The organism is Sporocytophaga sp. (assembly GCF_017745095.1).
Lineage (GTDB): Bacteria > Bacteroidota > Bacteroidia > Cytophagales > Cytophagaceae > Sporocytophaga.
Genome location: NZ_JAGHZZ010000007.1, coordinates 219,985 through 236,941 on the forward strand (window position 1 = coordinate 219,985; position 16,957 = coordinate 236,941).

17 protein-coding genes and 1 tRNA gene are annotated in these 16,957 nt (G+C 35.3%); 7 read left to right on the forward strand and 11 right to left on the reverse strand.

Translation table 11 applies throughout. The annotated features are described in order from the left end of the window. Positions 1-565: 565 nt before the first annotated feature. The 6 genes from pth to J7604_RS12700 all read right to left on the reverse strand — a co-directional run bounded on the left by pth (position 566) and on the right by J7604_RS12700 (position 5,092). Positions 566-1,129: an aminoacyl-tRNA hydrolase gene (gene pth, locus J7604_RS12675; protein ID WP_293896535.1), complete on the reverse strand. Its 564-nt coding sequence runs from the start codon at positions 1,127-1,129 to the stop codon at positions 566-568. Positions 1,130-1,215: 86 nt separating this feature from the next. After that, entirely contained in the window at positions 1,216-1,791 is a 576-nt protein-coding gene (locus J7604_RS12680; RefSeq protein WP_293896538.1) for a 50S ribosomal protein L25/general stress protein Ctc, read from the reverse strand. A 17-nt stretch (positions 1,792-1,808) separates the two neighbouring features. Further along, complete coding sequence (locus J7604_RS12685; protein ID WP_293896541.1) at positions 1,809-2,738, reverse strand: ribose-phosphate pyrophosphokinase; 930 nt, start codon at positions 2,736-2,738, stop codon at positions 1,809-1,811. 77 nt (positions 2,739-2,815) lie between these two features. Continuing rightward, positions 2,816-2,888, reverse strand: a tRNA-Gln gene (locus tag J7604_RS12690). 424 nt (positions 2,889-3,312) lie between these two features. Next, positions 3,313-4,119 carry a hypothetical protein gene (locus tag J7604_RS12695; protein WP_293896544.1) on the reverse strand — a complete coding sequence of 269 codons (807 nt, stop codon included), beginning with the start codon at positions 4,117-4,119 and terminating at the stop codon, positions 3,313-3,315. Between the two features lie 103 nt (positions 4,120-4,222). Then, on the reverse strand, positions 4,223-5,092 hold the full coding sequence (locus tag J7604_RS12700; RefSeq protein ID WP_293896547.1) for an SDR family oxidoreductase: 870 nt from the start codon (positions 5,090-5,092) through the stop codon (positions 4,223-4,225). Positions 5,093-5,281: 189 nt separating this feature from the next. Between J7604_RS12700 and rffA the strand changes: the two genes are divergently transcribed. From rffA to J7604_RS12720, 4 genes are all read left to right on the forward strand, one after another. Beyond that, positions 5,282-6,427, forward strand: coding sequence for a dTDP-4-amino-4,6-dideoxygalactose transaminase (rffA, locus tag J7604_RS12705; RefSeq protein ID WP_293896550.1), 1,146 nt, complete (start codon positions 5,282-5,284; stop codon positions 6,425-6,427). A gap of 45 nt (positions 6,428-6,472) precedes the next feature. Next, on the forward strand, positions 6,473-7,429 hold the full coding sequence (locus J7604_RS12710) for an OmpA family protein (RefSeq protein ID WP_293896553.1): 957 nt from the start codon (positions 6,473-6,475) through the stop codon (positions 7,427-7,429). A gap of 176 nt (positions 7,430-7,605) precedes the next feature. Beyond that, on the forward strand, positions 7,606-7,959 hold the full coding sequence (locus J7604_RS12715; RefSeq protein WP_293896556.1) for a hypothetical protein: 354 nt from the start codon (positions 7,606-7,608) through the stop codon (positions 7,957-7,959). A 120-nt stretch (positions 7,960-8,079) separates the two neighbouring features. Continuing rightward, a complete protein-coding gene (locus J7604_RS12720; protein ID WP_293896559.1) occupies positions 8,080-8,607 on the forward strand; it encodes a ferritin in 528 nt (175 codons plus the stop codon). 41 nt (positions 8,608-8,648) lie between these two features. Here J7604_RS12720 and J7604_RS12725 read toward each other — a convergent pair whose 3' ends face one another. Continuing rightward, entirely contained in the window at positions 8,649-8,936 is a 288-nt protein-coding gene (locus J7604_RS12725; protein ID WP_293896561.1) for a (2Fe-2S) ferredoxin domain-containing protein, read from the reverse strand. A gap of 156 nt (positions 8,937-9,092) precedes the next feature. On the opposite strand from J7604_RS12725, the gene J7604_RS12730 reads away from it, so the two are divergent. Next, a complete protein-coding gene (locus tag J7604_RS12730; protein WP_293896564.1) occupies positions 9,093-9,575 on the forward strand; it encodes a gluconokinase in 483 nt (160 codons plus the stop codon). Then, on the forward strand, positions 9,572-10,990 hold the full coding sequence (gene gndA, locus J7604_RS12735; RefSeq protein ID WP_293896567.1) for an NADP-dependent phosphogluconate dehydrogenase: 1,419 nt from the start codon (positions 9,572-9,574) through the stop codon (positions 10,988-10,990). The genes J7604_RS12730 and gndA overlap by 4 nt, the downstream gene beginning before the upstream one ends. 143 nt (positions 10,991-11,133) lie before the next feature. On the opposite strand, the gene J7604_RS12740 is transcribed toward gndA, so the two are convergent. Continuing rightward, entirely contained in the window at positions 11,134-11,592 is a 459-nt protein-coding gene (locus J7604_RS12740) for a GNAT family N-acetyltransferase (protein WP_293896570.1), read from the reverse strand. Between the two features lie 203 nt (positions 11,593-11,795). Here J7604_RS12740 and J7604_RS12745 point away from each other — a divergent pair, with 203 nt between their 5' ends. Beyond that, complete coding sequence (locus tag J7604_RS12745) at positions 11,796-13,304, forward strand: hypothetical protein (protein ID WP_293896573.1); 1,509 nt, start codon at positions 11,796-11,798, stop codon at positions 13,302-13,304. Between the two features lie 32 nt (positions 13,305-13,336). On the opposite strand, the gene J7604_RS12750 is transcribed toward J7604_RS12745, so the two are convergent. The 3 genes from J7604_RS12750 to J7604_RS12760 all read right to left on the reverse strand — a co-directional run bounded on the left by J7604_RS12750 (position 13,337) and on the right by J7604_RS12760 (position 16,937). Next, the gene (locus tag J7604_RS12750; protein WP_293896576.1) at positions 13,337-14,878 is read right to left on the reverse strand and encodes an ATP-binding cassette domain-containing protein; all 1,542 of its coding nucleotides are present in this window, start codon (positions 14,876-14,878) and stop codon (positions 13,337-13,339) included. A 109-nt stretch (positions 14,879-14,987) separates the two neighbouring features. After that, positions 14,988-15,695, reverse strand: a complete 708-nt coding sequence (locus J7604_RS12755) for a Bax inhibitor-1/YccA family protein (RefSeq protein WP_293896579.1) — start codon at positions 15,693-15,695, stop codon at positions 14,988-14,990. A gap of 102 nt (positions 15,696-15,797) precedes the next feature. Then, positions 15,798-16,937 (reverse strand): cystathionine gamma-synthase, encoded by a 1,140-nt coding sequence (locus tag J7604_RS12760; protein WP_293896582.1) that lies wholly within the window; start codon positions 16,935-16,937, stop codon positions 15,798-15,800. Between the last annotated feature and the right edge of the window lie 20 nt (positions 16,938-16,957).

Consider the following 16,957-nt stretch of genomic DNA (forward strand, 5'->3'; position numbering starts at 1 on the left):
GAACCACTATTAAAGCCCGATTAAAATTGGGCTTTTTTTATACCCCATTTTTCGTGAACATTAAACAAGAAAATAAATGTTTAAACACATAAGTTAATAAAAGTTAAAAACTTACAGTATTTTTTTTAACAAAAAGCACAATAAATCACCTATTAAATAATAAAGTAATCTAAACAAAACAACATTTTATAGAAAAATTAACTATATCCATAAAAAATTACACACCCAATAGTAATTTTTATAGCACACACATTACATCAAATTTTATATTTATTAAAAAAAATCCTGCAATTACCTACAACCTTTCTTCAGTGAAATGTATCTATATATTGTAAGTCTTAATTAGGGACTGAAAATAAAAACTCAAATCTTTTTGATATTTTTTTTATATTTTTTTAATATCTTTTTACCTGGGGACCCCTTCGAGAAATCTAAGGGGTCTTTTTTTTGATACCTCCAATAATTAAGGGAAATAAAAAACAGGCTTACAAAAGTCGATTCCAAAAATCCACCTCAGCCCACAGAAATTTCCTCCATCACAAATAAAGTCTTTTACCGAAACCAGTTATTTAGTATTTACAGTATTCATTGCCCTTTCAATTCCAATGGTACAGAAGGCCAGAATTCCATCTATAGCTTTATCCATAAAAATGGGTAACTCATCAAACTCCTTGGATGAAAATTTTCCTAATACATAATCAATCTGGCGTCCTTTAGAGAACTCACTTCCCACTCCAAAGCGTAATCTCGGATAAACTTCACTGCCCAATACTTGCTGAATGTTCCCAAGACCATTATGTCCGCCATTAGAACCCTTACCACGCATCCTTAAAGTACCATAAGGCAAGGCTATATCATCTGTAATCACCATAATATTTTCAGCAGAAACATTCTCGGTTTTCATCCAGTAATTTACGGTCTTGCCACTCAGATTCATAAAGGTGGTAGGCTTGATAAGTATGAGTGTCCGACCTTTATATTTATATTCCGTAACAAAAGCGTATCGATCTGAATGAAACTTCAGGCCTTCCTTATCGGCAAGGCGATCCAGCACCAAAAAACCAATATTGTGCCTTGTCAGCTCATACTCGGGGCCAATATTTCCCAAACCAAAAATCAAATATTTCATAGTGATGATTTACTAAAGTCTATAAAAACATAAATCCTATCTGTCAAAGACAAATAGGATTTAAAATTATAAAATTAATTACTTACTTATTTCTTTTCTTCTTCAGCAGCTCCTCTTAGCGCTCTTGTAGTTTCAACGCTAACAACAGGAAGTGCTTTATTATTCAAGAAAGTAAAGTTACCAGACTTAAGATCAGAAATTCTTAAAGATTTTCCGATTTCAAGAGAAGAAATATCAGCTTCTACAAAATCAGGAAGATTTTTAGGAAGTGCTTTTACTTTTACTTTTTTCAGTTTAGATATTAGTTTACCCCCTTTGATAACACCTGGAGAAGTACCTGTAATTCTAACTGGAACATCCATTTTAACTTCTTTATCTTCTTTCAAAAGAAGAAAATCTGCATGAAGGATCATATCATTTACAGGATGGAATTGAATATCCTGAAGAATGCATGAATATTTTTTACCTTCTACAGTAAGATCTACTTTGTAAGCATTTGGAGTGTACACAAGGTCTCTGAAAAGAAACATTGGCGCATAGAAATGAACCTGATTTTCACCACCGTAAAGTACGCATGGAACGTTAGCATCAAGTCTAAGCTGCTTAGACTCTCTTTTACCGAGATTTGCTCTTTTAAACCCTATAATCTCTAATGAATTCATTGTGTTTTATAATTTAATTAAATAATAAATAGCGAACTGATAGAATCGTTATCCTGAAGTTTCCTGATTGCTTTTGCAAACAATTCAGCAACTGTCAGCACTCTGATTTTTGGTGATTCCTGCTTTAAAGGAAGAGTATCTGTAATGACAAGCTCAGTTAAAACTGAATTTTCTATATTATCCAGCGCTTTTCCAGAAAGAACACCGTGTGTACAAATTGCTCTTACGCTTTTTGCGCCTTTCTCCATAATAATCTGAGATGCTTTACAAAGTGTACCTCCTGTATCAACAAGGTCATCCACAAGAACGACATTTGCACCTTCAACATCACCAATAAGTTGCATTGAAGCAATTTCGTTTGCTCTCTTTCTGTGCTTATCGCAAAGAACAAGATCCACTTCCATGATTTTTGCAAAACCTCTTGCTCTTGCCACACCTCCAACGTCAGGAGAAGCGAATATTAAATTCTCAAGATTTAAAGATCTAAGATAAGGAATAAAGATAGCTGCCCCATCAAGGTGATCAACAGGAAAATCGAAAAATCCCTGAATTTGTCCTGCATGAAGATCGCAAGTCATGAGACGGTCAGCGCCAGCAGCAGAAAGAAGATTTGCTACAAGTTTTGCAGCGATGGGTACTCTTGGTTTGTCTTTTCTATCCTGACGTGCATAGCCAAAATACGGTACAACCACAGTTACATAAGCCGCAGAAGCTCTTCTGGCCGCATCAACCATTAGCAGAAGCTCCATAAGATTATCTGCATTGGGGAATGTTGACTGAATCAGAAATACATCATAACCTCTGACAGATTCATCAAATGAAACATATATTTCACCATCACTGAATCTTTGTTGAGTTACAGCACCAAGTGGTTTTCCGTAATAATTAGCGATTTTTTCTGCCAGGTATTTGGAGTTAGTTCCGGAGAAGAGCTTTATGTAAGACATATATAATTAATTCCCTTTTTCCTTTAAAAAATTAATCCCGGGTCTTTTGCAAGCCGGGATCAATTTTATTTTTGGTGTTGTCCGACCAGGTCTCGAACCTGGACTCTTCTGAACCAAAATCAGACGTGTTGCCAATTACACCATCGGACAAGGCCCCCATTTGATGTTTGGGACTGCAAAGGTAGAAGATTTTCGATTCATCCCAAACAATTGCAAAATTTTTTTTCATTTTTCTTCGAGCTTTGAAGGAAGAAAATCCCCTTTACATCCATTACTTTCTGATATTGAGAAATATACTTTTTAAAAATATTCACTATTTTTTTAAACTTTTTTTTTCATCTGGGTAAATTCTAATCCTTTTTTAGAAAGATTTTCATTTTTTATAAAAATACTTTGGCTGTCAAAAAAAGCTTTCCCTTTATTATAGTATTAATTATTGTCGGAGTCGGAATTAAAAATTGGAAAAGGTGAGCATTTAGGAAGATAAATATTGATAAGTTTCTATAAAACTAAAAGCCTAAAGTGAAGGTTAGAAAACCTCACTTTAGGCTTTAGGCTTTAGGCATTTTAGTTTTTAAGGAAGCAAAAACACCATTTTTTTTCCTGCTATTGTAATATTTGAAATTTTATCACAGTCATCTTTCCCAAAATCTACTGATCTTGTCAATTTACCTTCTGGGATAACATCAATTGTTCCGGAAACAGGGTAAACAAGACCTTTATCAATAAATAAACAGGAAACGTAATACAACAAAGGCTTCGTAATCAATGCAGTATAATCTTCCCCATCTCTACTAGTACCCGTCGCTGTTCCAGATACCGTATATTCATCATCTGTCAAAATAGCGGTTGAATTATAACCCGCAACAAAAGTTCTTACCCTTTCAGAATTCCAGTAAGACACCTTTTGATCTTCAAATGTAATTTTACCATTGACAACTTTTATCGACCAGGCTGGAAGGGTATCGGTAATATTTGTAACAGTCTTTTCCCCTTCAATATGGTTGCCATTTACATAATAGTTATCCAGTGAAAACTTTATAACTGAGCCTTTTGTACTGTATTTGCCAGTATACTGTATTTTGATTTTCCCACTTCTTACTCTATTATTAAAAGTACAACCCGAACCGAAATCAATAATCAAAGAATCACTTCCAACTAAAGAATAAGAAGGACAACCATTTGATGTCCTGAGGTTATTAGCCTCAAGAGCCTCCTGTCCTATTTTCAATATATCATCAAATTCCTTTTGGGAGTAACTATAATCTGCAGCAGCAGACAAATCTTGGTCAGTTACTTCATCTTCTTTTTTCCCGCAAGAAAATAACAATAAACCAGTTAAAACCACAAGCAGAGAAGGCGTAAAAAAACTTTTTTTCATCTTATTGAATAAGGGATTGTATAAATAATTATCAATAAGATGCTTTTACGCAGTGAAGTACCCAAAGTTCCCCGATATTTATATCACTCTGTATTACAAATAATTAACCTTTATTGCGTACTTTCTTTTCAATCATATCCCACATTTCAGCTGGAATTTCGTCAAGATAACTGAACTCCCCTGCTCCTTTTATCCATTCACCTCCATCTATCGTTACCACCTCTCCATTTATAAAAGATGAAAAATCAGACACTAAAAATGCAGCAAGATTGGCCAATTCCTGATGCTCTCCTGTTCGGCCCAATGGAATTCTTTTTACCAAATCTATTTTTTTACTAACCTCCTCAGGAAACAATCTGCTCCATGCCCCTTCAGTTGGAAATGGCCCAGGAGCAATTGCATTCATTCGGATACCGTATTTTCCCCATTCTACAGCCAAAGATTTAGTGAGCGTAAGCACTCCAGATTTCGCAATAGCGGAAGGGACCACGTATCCTGAGCCAGTCCAAGCATAGGTCGTTACTATATTTAATACCGTACCTTTCAGTTTTTCCTTGATCCAATCTTTTCCAAAAGTAAGGGTACAGTTATAGGTACCTTTTAGAACAATATCTACGACTATATCAAAGGCTTTACTGGAAAGTCTCTCCGTTGGACTAATAAAATTACCCGCAGCATTATTGACGAGAATATCTACTTTTCCAAATTTTGACTTTATTACACTCAATAAATTCTCTACTTCCAGAATATTTCTTATATCGCAAGCTACTGGAAGTACATCACCTCCTGTTTCCTTTTTTAGCTCTTCAGCAGTCTTTTCAAGAACTTCCAATTTTCTGCTAGCTATTATTACTTTGGCTCCAAGTTCCAGAAAATATTTACTCATAGACCTGCCAAGGCCGGTTCCTCCACCCGTAACCAAGACTACCTTACCCTTTAGCGAGCCTTCTTTTAACATTGGTTGATTGTACATATCAGATTGTTTTAGAGCTTTAAAATAATTAAGATGAAAGTTTAAAAATAAAATTTTGTTATTACATTTTTGGATTTTTTACTTATCTAATTTGTTTTTGTATTTTAACACGAACTACTACTTAGCTTTTATTGAATATATCTGTAACTGCTAATTAAAGTATACTTGAATTAGCTTTATTGGTTACTAATGATTCCTTATAACAAGCCTTTCATCATTGGAAAGGAACTAGAATATATACGTCAAGCAGTAGAAAGTGGAAAGATTTCCGGGGATGGGAAGTTTAGTAAACTTTCTCAGTCATTACTTGAAAAAAGATTTGGATACGGGAAAGTTCTTCTCACTAGCTCGTGTACCGATGCACTGGAAATGACCGCTATCCTTCTTAACATCTCAGAAGGTGATGAAGTGATTATGCCTTCCTTCACCTTTGTATCTACCGCTAATGCATTTATATTAAGAGGTGCTAAAATTATTTTTGCAGAAATAAGACCAGACACTCTTAATATTGATGAAAGTAAGATCGAAGCTCTGATTACGCCAAAAACAAAAGCTTTAGTTATAGTGCATTATGCAGGTATTTCCTGTGATATGGAAAAAATATCAGCAATAACTCAGAAGTACTCAATTGCTCTCGTTGAAGATGCCGCCCTGGCTATCGACTCCTATTATAATGGAAAAGCTCTAGGTTCTTTTGGTCAACTTAGTACATTATCTTTTCATGAAACTAAAAATATCATTTCAGGGGAAGGAGGGGCTTTGATTATCAATGACCCTCAGTATTATGAACGTGCTGAAATTATTAGAGAAAAAGGCACCAATAGAGCTAAGCTATTTCGAGGAGAGATCAACAAATATGAATGGGTGGATATTGGTTCCTCTTATTTACCATCTGAAATTATAGCAGCATTTCTTTATGCCCAGCTTGAAAATATGGATACCATACTAAAAAGGAGAATAACCCTCTGGAATCATTACTTTCAGAAACTTAAACCTCTGCAGGAGTTATCAGTAGTTACATTACCTGTATTACCAGAGGGCACTACAATGAATGGACAGTTATTTTATATTCTCTGTAAAGATGAAATAGACCGCAATGCTTTGCTTGAATTTCTTAATCAAGAAAAAATAAAAGCTGTTTTTCATTATCTACCTCTACATCTAAGTCCATTCTTTATGAATAAACATGACGGAAGATCTCTTCCTGTAACCGAATCAGCAAGCGGCCGTTTAATCCGCTTACCTTTATTTTATGAGATGAAAGACGAAGAGCAGGATTATATAATTTCAAAGATTTTTGATTTCTTTAAGATAAATCATTATCCTAAGCATTAAAGCCAGGAAAAATTTTACAAAATTTTTAAAACACCAGAATACCATATGAAAAAACAAATTATCGGAATCCTTATTACATGCACAGCATTTTCTTGTGTTACGAAAAAGAAATTTGATGATCTAAACGTTAGGAAGTCTGCCCTGGAAGCCGAGAAATCGGAATGTGATGCATTGCTTAAAACTGCTCAAGCAATGAATTCAAAATATTCACTGGACATTGATAGCCTTTCAAAAGAAAGAAGAAGACTAATAGATGATTCAACCCAAACAGGTATCGTTTTAAGGAAAACTCAACGGAATTATAAAAATCTGAATGATACCTACGAACAACTGTTAAGAAATCATGACAGACTTCAGTCACAAAGCTCTTCAGATATAGACAGAATGAGCAAAGACCTTTCAAAAAGAGAAAAAGATCTTTTTGACGCTGAGAAAAAAGTAAATGAACTTCAAGCTAATCTGCAAGAGAGAGAAGCTAAAGTAAAAGAGCTTGAAAGAGTAATGGCAGAAAAAGACAAAGCTGTAACAGATCTGAAAAATAAGGTAAGTAAAGCTTTACTTTCTTTTAAAGAAAGTGACTTATCTGTAAATGTGAAAAACGGAAAAGTGTATGTTTCACTTAGTGAACAGCTTTTATTCAAATCAGGTAGCACCGATGTAGATAAAAAAGGTGTAGAAGCATTGAAAAAGCTGGCTGATGCATTGAAAGATCAAAATGACATTAACATTTTGGTGGAAGGTCATACAGATGATGTACCCGTTTCTAAAGGCACTGGCGGCATGAAAGACAACTGGGATCTGAGTGTGTTAAGAGCTACGGAAATTGCCCGTATTTTAGGTACTTCAGGAATCAATCCAAGAAGAATTGTAGCTTCAGGAAGATCTGAATTTTCACCTGTAGCTGAAGGCAAAACTGCAGAAGCAAGACAAAAAAACAGAAGAACAGAAATCATATTGTCTCCAAAACTTGACGAATTATTCCAAATCCTTGAGAATAATTAGACATAATTTTTGTTTGAGAACATTAAGGCTCCGGCAACTCCGGAGCCTTTTCATTTCATACAAACTATAAATCAACAATTTACATCAATTTAAAAAACATAAAAACTATTTAGAAAAATTCTAATTAATTATTTGGAACAAGTCTAATTAAATAAGTATCTTTGTATAGTAGACAAATGGAAGCAACACAAACACATTTAAAAGAAATTTTTGCAACAGCACAGGGTACTGTTTATCAATGCGATAAGGAAGGTAATTTTCTTCTTGAATTTGCAGGCCAAATCTCTTCTTTTAAATTTCCATGTTTCTTTTCTCTGCGTAAGCGCATCAATCAGATTGACCTTGAAAGAATGCTTTCAAATCCGGATGCTTCATCCGATATTGAAATTATTTGTCCTTGTGGGAGCAATCGAGTATTCATTCTTAGCCCTATGGAAGTCATTCAGTTTAAAGAGTTACTAAACGGAGCTAAGGTGATGATGGAGTTGAACAGCATACTTTTTGAAAGACTTTATCGCGTTACGGTTTAATTTTTTTATCTCATATTTTGTTTTTATAAAAGATTGATTTACCTTGACACCTAGGGTAAACTATTATCTATTTACCCAGTTTTGTAAAATCATAACCTCTGTAAAAGCAAAGTAGAGAACATGAGAGATATAGTCAGACAAAAAACATCCCTTACTGAGGAAATTGAAAACATCCTCAACGAGCAAATAAAATTAGAAGCAAAAGCTTCTGCATTATACCTTGCGATGGCCTCCTGGTGTGATCAGCATGGGTTTTTATATAGCTCAGAATTTTTCTACAAACAATCCGGAGAAGAAAGAGAGCATATGCTTAAGATCTTTAAATATGTGAACGATGTTGGAGGAAAAGCCTTCTCTCCGGAAATAACAGGGATACCTCAAGATTTCGAATCATTAAAATCTGTATTTATAGGGGGGCTGGAACAAGAAATTGCAAATACCCAGGCATTAAACAGGGTGGTTGACGTGTGTTATAAAGTAAAAGATTATACTACTGCCAATTTTATGCAATGGTTCCTAAAGGAACAAATAGAAGAAGAGTTCATTTTTAGAAGGGCTCTGGAGCTATTTGAGGTTATAGGAGAAGAAGGAGTTGGAACTTATATGATCGATAAAAAGATTCCTGATATTAAATATACTCACGAATAGTTTTTTGAAAAAAAACATAAAAATAAGGAGCAACTGAAAAGTTACTCCTTATTTTTTTCCTCTTCAGGAATCTGAATCTCCTCTAACAATCCTGCCGCTTTTTGCACATCCATAAAAAAGTGCCAGGAATTTTCCGGCTGTACACAAACCACGGGACCTAATTTACATCTATCTGTACAACCTGTCTTTATCACAGCTAAACCTCTTAATTTATTTTCTTTGATTAATGCTTTAAGACTTTTCTGGATCAGCTTCCCTCCCTTTTTTTTACACTTACTGCCAGTACATACATAAAATATTTTTTCCGGTTTCTTGGGCTCTTTACTCATACCTAAATTTACTGCGTTACGCTTTATGTATCAACAATAAATAAAGAATAAAGATTTTAAAATTCATTCATAATTCCTTGTTTCCTGACTTATCTTAAACTATTCTATTCCATTCTAAACTGTGTCCAAATTTTATTATTTTCATTAACTTTCAGAATGATTTATATAATAATGGGTGTTTCAGGATGCGGAAAAACAACTATTGGAAAGTTGCTCTCATCGCATTTCAACCTGCCATTTTTTGATGGTGATGATTTTCATCCCGAGAACAACATAAATAAAATGTCAAAGGGAGTACCTCTTACAGATGAGGACCGTCTGCCATGGCTTACTACTCTCTCCGAAAACCTTGCAAAATGGGAATTGACCGGAGGAGCTGTATTAGCCTGTTCTGCATTAAAAGAAGATTACAGGCAAATACTATTATCAAAACAAACACCAATAACTTGGATATGCCTTGATGGCAATATGGATATCATTAAGAAGCGATTGGATTGCAGAGAAGGACATTACATGCCATCGTCTTTATTGAACACTCAATTTGGTTTACTCGAAAGACCTCAATACGGTATTCTTATTGATGTATCATCAACTCCAGATTTGATCGTTCAGGAAATTTTAAAGAAATTGAAAGCATGAATTCATTAGCACAATTTGGAGTTGTTGGACTCGGAGTTATGGGCAAAAGCCTTGCTTTAAATCTGTCCGAAAAAGGAATTAAAGTTTCAGTATTTAATAGACATGTAACCGGTTCTGAAGAAAACATCGCTGTTAATTTCGTGAAGGAACAAAGCGTTAAAGGTGCCATGAATGGCTTTGATGATCTTAAGGCTTTTGTTACATCTCTTGAAAAGCCAAGAAAAATTTTATTGATGATACAAGCTGGCTATGCAGTTGATCAGCAATTAGAGCAACTATTACCTGTGCTTGACAGAGGCGATATCATTATTGACGGTGGTAACTCATTTTATAAAGATACCAACAAGAGAACAAAACAGCTTAATGAGGTAGGTATTCATTTCGTCGGAACTGGTATTTCCGGGGGTGAAGAAGGTGCCCGCAATGGACCTTCAATAATGCCTGGAGGTGATAAGGATGCATATGAGAAAATCAGCAGTTACCTTAAACTTATTGCAGCCAAAGATAAACAAGGAAAGTCATGTGTAACATATATCGGAGGAGAAGGCGCAGGACATTTTGTTAAGATGGTTCATAATGGTATTGAATATGCCGAGATGCAGATTCTGACAGAGGTCTATTTTCTCCTTCGCTATTATTCACTTTCTTCTGCTGAAAAAATTGCAGATTTATTTTCTCAATGGCAACATGAAGGCTTGAATAGTTATCTTCTCGAAATCACAATTGATATATTGAGAAAAAAAGAAGACGGGGATTTACTTTTAGATAAAATACTGGATAAGGCAGCACAGAAAGGGACCGGAGGATGGTCAACCACAGCTGCCATGGATCTTGGCGTTCCCTTTTCAACTGTATCAGAAGCTGTAATGGCCAGAGCCCTCTCTTCTTTTAAATCATACAGACAAAAAATCAGCTCAAGTTATAACAGTCATTCTCCAACAGCTCATAATTTGAAAGACTCTCTTTCAGATAAAATAAAAAATGCGTACAAAGCTGCAAGAATAATAAATCATGAAACAGGATTTCATTTATTAAAAGAGGCATCTGCTCAATACAAATGGAATCTCAACCTATCTGAAATTGCACGTATCTGGACCAATGGGTGTATAATCCGTTCAGAATTAATGGAACAAATTGCTACCACTTTTCTTAAAGAAGATTCCATCGTTCTAGCTCCTTCATTTATGAAGGAATTAATTGATGCACAAAAAGATTTTTCACAAATAGTGACGATAGGACTATCCAATGATATTGCTTTACCTGTCCTATCTTCTGCGCTCAATTATTACCTAGGCCTGAAGACATTGAATTCAGGAGCAAACCTGATCCAGGCTCAGAGAGATTATTTTGGTGCTCACACATATCAAAGAATCGATACCCCTGACAAATATTTCCATACTCAATGGAAAAACTAGTACTTGTTATTAAATCATCTAGGGAGTTATTTTAGATATTAAACTTCGCTACCAATGCATATTAATTAAATTTAGTAATAGTATATAACAAAGAAAGGCGGCCGAAATCAGTCGCCTTTATATTTTACTTTAAGCTTGACGTCTTAAGCTTTAGGCTTTTTAAGCATCAGATATGATCTGTCTGACTTAACAAAACCAAGCTTCTCATATAATTTCAATGCCCTGGCATTATAAGGCAATACCTCTAACTCCATTGCTACAAATTCTAGATCTTTTCTTTCCTTCAGATATCTCACAAAATCTGTTGAAATCCCTTTCCCTCTATACTCCGAGATAATATAAAGCTCATCAATATTCAGGATCAATCCACCATATTCATTGCTATAGAAATTAACTATGATACAATAGCCTACGATTTTGTCACCATCATTGATTATAGTTATTGATCCGTAATCCGGATGTTTTTCAAAAGCCTCAAAGGATTTATATATCTGGTCTTCGGTTTTACTTTTTCCTGCAGGATCATCATTATAAAAATCCTGAATCATGGACACAACCTGAGCTCTGTCTGCTGCTTCAAATTTCCTGTAACTAATATTCATAAAAACTTTATTTTAAATCCCTCCTTGATGAATCAAGGTATGAATTTAATATTTTTTTAAATCCGCATACAACATTCTCTTCATAAGAAGAGTCTATACATTTTGACAACCAAAAAGTAACGGAAAAATAAATTATTTTTAACAATTTCTTTACCCTAAATTAGGGTGCTCTATGAATGAACAGGTCTAAAAACTCCACTACAATGACTGTCATAAGATACATTTCGCTCCTTTTGTTTTTCATTTCTCCGATGATTGTGAATGGCCAGACATTTGCTAATACTTCTACCGTAACTATTCCTGCCAGTAATACCAATCTGACCTTTCTCTCAAATTCTATTAATGTAACTGGACTGTCCAATATTGATGGTACTCCATTTGGTTTGGAACAAGTTGAAATAGCGTTTAAAACTTCACAGTTCACAAAACTCGAGCTTTTTTTAGTTTCGCCTAATGGTAGGATTGTTTCACTAATCAATGGAATTAGTGGTTCTAGCTCCTTAACAGGCACGATTACATTAAACATGAATCCTTCAAATCAAGAAATAAGATTCTGGACAGCGACCACTACTCCCCCTGCCACGCCATTCTTGCCAATGGCCAGTTTAAATTCAGTCAATGATGGTTCATCACCCAATGGTAGCTGGAGATTATTAGCCGGAATCAATAACTTTATTGCAGTATCCAATCAGATTACAAGCTGGAGCCTAACCTTTGGAACGAATAATACGACCCCCACTCCTTCAAACGATGATTGCTCTGGAGCTATAGACCTTATCAATACAGCAATTTCAGGGGCATATGTGAGCGGCACAAATAAAGGATATGGATCTACATTGCCTTCACAAGGTGATATTTGGGGCTCATCAGTTTGTGGCAGTGGCTATACCGAAAATACTGCATGGTTTACCTGGGTGGCCTCTTGTGCAAATGATAGCATAAATATCCAAAGCTTTACACGGGTACAAACAGGAATTTTAAAAGGTAGCTGTGGAGGATCATTAACAAGTGTAGGATGCAAAACAATTGACAATCCTAATAACTATACATACAAATTTACAAATCTAACTCCTGGCTCAAGATACTTTCTCGCGATGGATGGAGATAAAGCCTATTATGGCCCCTTTGATATCAGATGGTACCCAGGTAACTGTACTCCCTTGCCAGTCTCTTTGTTAAATTTTAAAGCATCTTATGATACACAAACAGGCGATATTAATCTTCAATGGAAGACTGTAACAGAGCAAAACAATAAAGAATTTATAATCAAAGCTAAAAATCATAATAAAGCCTCTGGATTCATTGAAATAGCAAGAGTAAAATCATACTCACAAAATACTGGTTCTAATTATGAAATCAACTGGACACCCGAACACGATGGATTTTATGAGTTTCAATTATTTCAGACAGATGTGGACGGAACAACTACCTATCTTAATCACACATTTTCTTCCGTTAATTCTGCCAATGCTGGTTTATCTAAAATTTCATATACTGAATCAGGTCCTCAGCTCAACATAGAATTGGGCTATTCAGACCTGCTAAACCTTTCTATAATTGATTTGAGTGGTAAAATTATCTGGTCTGAAACTAAACAAGTTGATGCAGGTACTAGCCTACTCCCACTCCCTTCAGACATTGCCCAAGCTCTTTACATTCTAGAAGTAAGAACATATGACAGGATAGAACGTAGAAAATTATTATATAAATAATTCCCAGCAATTTCAGGAAACATTAAGATTAATCAATCTTTAACAGTCTGTTTCACTTTGCCATTCTCCAATACAAGATAGTTTTTTACACAAGATGGAATGTCTTCATTATAATGGGACACATAAATCAAAGTCTTATTAAATGTAGTGCAAATTTCATTTACCACAGATACGAACTGCTCAACCTGTAATTTATCGAGTCCCTGACAAGGTTCATCTAAAATCAGAAGCTGTGGATTTTTCACCAAAGCTCTTCCTAAAAGGACCAGCCGCTGGATCCCCAATGACAATTGAGACAATCTCATAGTTCTGTATTGCGACAGCTTTAAAATTTCTATCCAAAGATTAACCTGTTTGGTTTGCCATGAAGAAATTTTCCCTGAAGACCCTACTTGATCATTAAAACCTGAAGCTATGGAATCAAAAACCGTAATTCCTCCAGAAGAAGCCTCGGCAGCGAGGCTTTGTGCTGCTGAATTGACAAATAAAGCTTCTGTAAAACTTTTATTTCGCTGAAAAAAAATATGAAGCTCAGGAGAAATATAGCCGATTTTCGCTTTTAATTCCCAAATGCTTTCACCACTACCCTTTTTCTTATCAAAAAGCCATATGTCATTTCCATAAGCCTGAGGATTGTCGCCATTAATAAGACTAAGTAAAGTAGACTTTCCGGAACCATTATGGCCAAGCAAAGCCCAACATTCTCCTTTATTAACCTTCCAGTTTATGTGATCCAGAATAACCTTATCCCCATATTTAACACTGACATTATTCATTTCCACTGCCACGCTGAACTCATCCTGCTCATTCCAATACAGCTGACTATAAAGTTCCGAATCATGAAGAATAAATGTTTCTGACTTTTGTTGCACCTCTTCTTCTTTATTTAGACCGATAAATACTTCTAGTGAAAGTATTTGATCTACCTTTCCCTCCTTGAGTTTCAACACATGATTTATCTGTTCTGGAATCTCATCATAAGTTGTAATCACCACTACAGTGATCCCTATGGTCGTAAGCTCATTGATAATGTTATGTAATACCTTTCTTGTCTCAGCATCCAATCCGATGAAAGGACTATCGAATATAATCAACTCGGGCTTTTGCAATAGTGCTCTTGCAATCTGCAACCGCTTGCCTTCACCATTGGATAATTCAATCAATCGTCTTTTGAGAAGATAATCTATTCGTAACCGCTTTGCTATATTTTCTATTTCTATTTGAGGGAGTCCGGAGGAAGCTTTTAGCAACTCTTCTTCAACAAGAGGAAACTCCTGGCCATAATTGCTGTCGAATCTTTGTTGGTAATAACTCCTCTCTGAAGAATCTCTGAAATCATGCTGCTGGGAAATAAAAACACTTTTAAATTCTGAAGGAAACGAAAAATTAATTACACCTGAAGTAGGGGCAATTCTATTCGCTAGTACTTTTCCCAATATTGTCTTTCCGCTGCCTGAAGGTCCTACGATAGCCATAGATGTTCCTTTTTCAAGCTTGAATGAAATATCTTTCAAAATAAATCTACCATTGACTTCAACACATAATTGATTCAACTCCAGAAACTGTTGCGACATGGCAGTATTTTTTTTTGTGACTAATAAGGATGAATAATGAAAGCAATATAAAAAGCAAAAGTCTGCTTTGCAGCAGACTTTTGCATCCTATTTAGGTAGTTTTGTAAGATTAGTCTCTTCTATTTCCGAACAATCTTAAAAGGGCAAGGAAAAGATTAATGAAGTTAATGTAAAGCGACATTGCACCAATAATAGCAAGTTTACCAGCTCTTTCACTACCGTCATTATAAATATCTTTCATACTTTGAACATTGTAAGCAGTAAGACCTGTAAACACGACAACACTCACAATACTCATGATATAAGAAAGTGTATCACTTTGAAGGAACATATTTATAACACTTGCAATGATAATTCCGAAAAGAGCCATCATTAACAAGTTACCAATTCTTGTTAAATCAGTTTTTGTCGTATATCCATAGATGGCAGTAACAGCAAACATACCTGCAGTAACAAAGAATATCGAATAAATAGATCCAGCTGTATAAACCAGAAATATTACACTCAAAGACATTCCCATCAATGCTGAATATGTCATAAATAATAATACCAGCATTCCATAAGACAATTTCTCAAAGGCAAAATTCATTAATAAAACAAAGCCAATTGGAGCAAACAAAACGATGTAGCCAAAGATCGACCATCCTCTTTCATTGATTAGCAACGATAATAAAGATGCATTATGAGCAAAAAGAAATGAAATTGCAGCAGTCATAACAAGACCTGCAGACATCCAGATAAAGACATTAGCCATAAAGGATTGACTCATTGTCGAAACGCTTTTCCCCTGACTGTAATACAAATTATCTTTTTCCATTGTGTTTTTAATTTAAATTATTAAAAGTTAAGTGTTTAGTTTTTTATTTCTGCAATACAAACGATCAAGCTTGTGTAAAGTTGTAATTTTCCTCAACCTTTATTATCCAATGGCTTTTCCAAGATCTTCGATTAGATCTTCTACATCTTCAACTCCAACACTAAGTCTTATGAGACTGTCTTTTAATCCTGCTTTTTCTCTTTCTTCCTTAGGAATACTGGCATGTGTCATTGTTGCAGGGTGCCCACATAAGGATTCTACTCCACCTAAAGATTCTGCAAGAGAAAATAATTTAGCTCTTTCAAGGAACCTTTTTGCATCCTCAATCTTGTCACCTTTCAATGTAAAGGAAAGCATACCACCGAAACCTTTCATTTGCCTTTGAGCCACAGCATGATTAGGATGAGAACTTAATCCAGGGTAGTAGACTTTATCTACTTTAGGATGTTCAGACAAAAACTGTGCTATTTTTGCTGCATTGTCACAATGTCTTTCCATACGAAGATGCAAAGTTTTAATACCTCGCAGTACTAAGAAGCAATCCTGAGGTCCAGGAACTGCACCGCATGCATTCTGAAGAAAAGCAAGTCTTGCAGCCACCTCTTTATCATTCAGAATGATCGCTCCCATTACAACATCAGAATGTCCTGACAGATATTTTGTCACAGAATGCATTACAATATCAACACCCATTTCCAGAGGAAGCTGGAGATATGGTGTGGCAAAAGTATTGTCTACAACCGTTATAATTGTATGTTTCTTTCCAAGATTGGCAATGGCTTTTATATCAATGATATTTAACAAAGGATTGGTTGGAGTCTCCATCCAGATAAGCTTTGTATTGGAGTTAATATATTTTTCAACCTCCTTCACATTGTCCATCGGTATAAAATGGAATTTAATTCCATAATGAGCAAATACCTTGGTAAATATTCTATAAGTCCCACCATATAGATCATTGGTGGAAATCACCTCATCGCCAGGCTTAAGCAATTTCAGGATGGTATCTATTGCAGCCATACCGGATGCAAAACAAAGTCCATGTGCTCCGTTTTCAAGGGCTGCAAGACTATTTTGCAGGGCAGTTCTTGTTGGGTTATGTGTTCTTGAATATTCATACCCCTTGTGGTCTCCAGGAGAAGCCTGCACATAGGTAGAGGTTTGATATACAGGAGTCATAATTGCTCCAGTTGAAGGATCAGGCTCCACGCCTGCATGAATTGCTTTAGTTCCGAATTTCATTTTCCTTTTTTATTTCTTTC

Bases quoted from the DNA above. Each gene is read 5' to 3' on its own strand.
- pth (WP_293896535.1), bottom strand. From the start codon at position 1,129: ATGAAATATTTGATTTTTGGTTTGGGAAATATTGGCCCCGAGTATGAG.
- J7604_RS12680 (WP_293896538.1), bottom strand. From the start codon at position 1,791: ATGAATTCATTAGAGATTATAGGGTTTAAAAGAGCAAATCTCGGTAAA.
- J7604_RS12685 (WP_293896541.1), bottom strand. From the start codon at position 2,738: ATGTCTTACATAAAGCTCTTCTCCGGAACTAACTCCAAATACCTGGCA.
- J7604_RS12695 (WP_293896544.1), bottom strand. From the start codon at position 4,119: ATGAAAAAAAGTTTTTTTACGCCTTCTCTGCTTGTGGTTTTAACTGGT.
- J7604_RS12700 (WP_293896547.1), bottom strand. From the start codon at position 5,092: ATGTACAATCAACCAATGTTAAAAGAAGGCTCGCTAAAGGGTAAGGTA.
- rffA (WP_293896550.1), top strand. From the start codon at position 5,282: ATGATTCCTTATAACAAGCCTTTCATCATTGGAAAGGAACTAGAATAT.
- J7604_RS12710 (WP_293896553.1), top strand. From the start codon at position 6,473: ATGAAAAAACAAATTATCGGAATCCTTATTACATGCACAGCATTTTCT.
- J7604_RS12715 (WP_293896556.1), top strand. From the start codon at position 7,606: ATGGAAGCAACACAAACACATTTAAAAGAAATTTTTGCAACAGCACAG.
- J7604_RS12720 (WP_293896559.1), top strand. From the start codon at position 8,080: ATGAGAGATATAGTCAGACAAAAAACATCCCTTACTGAGGAAATTGAA.
- J7604_RS12725 (WP_293896561.1), bottom strand. From the start codon at position 8,936: ATGAGTAAAGAGCCCAAGAAACCGGAAAAAATATTTTATGTATGTACT.
- J7604_RS12730 (WP_293896564.1), top strand. From the start codon at position 9,093: ATGATTTATATAATAATGGGTGTTTCAGGATGCGGAAAAACAACTATT.
- gndA (WP_293896567.1), top strand. From the start codon at position 9,572: ATGAATTCATTAGCACAATTTGGAGTTGTTGGACTCGGAGTTATGGGC.
- J7604_RS12740 (WP_293896570.1), bottom strand. From the start codon at position 11,592: ATGAATATTAGTTACAGGAAATTTGAAGCAGCAGACAGAGCTCAGGTT.
- J7604_RS12745 (WP_293896573.1), top strand. From the start codon at position 11,796: ATGACTGTCATAAGATACATTTCGCTCCTTTTGTTTTTCATTTCTCCG.
- J7604_RS12750 (WP_293896576.1), bottom strand. From the start codon at position 14,878: ATGTCGCAACAGTTTCTGGAGTTGAATCAATTATGTGTTGAAGTCAAT.
- J7604_RS12755 (WP_293896579.1), bottom strand. From the start codon at position 15,695: ATGGAAAAAGATAATTTGTATTACAGTCAGGGGAAAAGCGTTTCGACA.
- J7604_RS12760 (WP_293896582.1), bottom strand. From the start codon at position 16,937: ATGAAATTCGGAACTAAAGCAATTCATGCAGGCGTGGAGCCTGATCCT.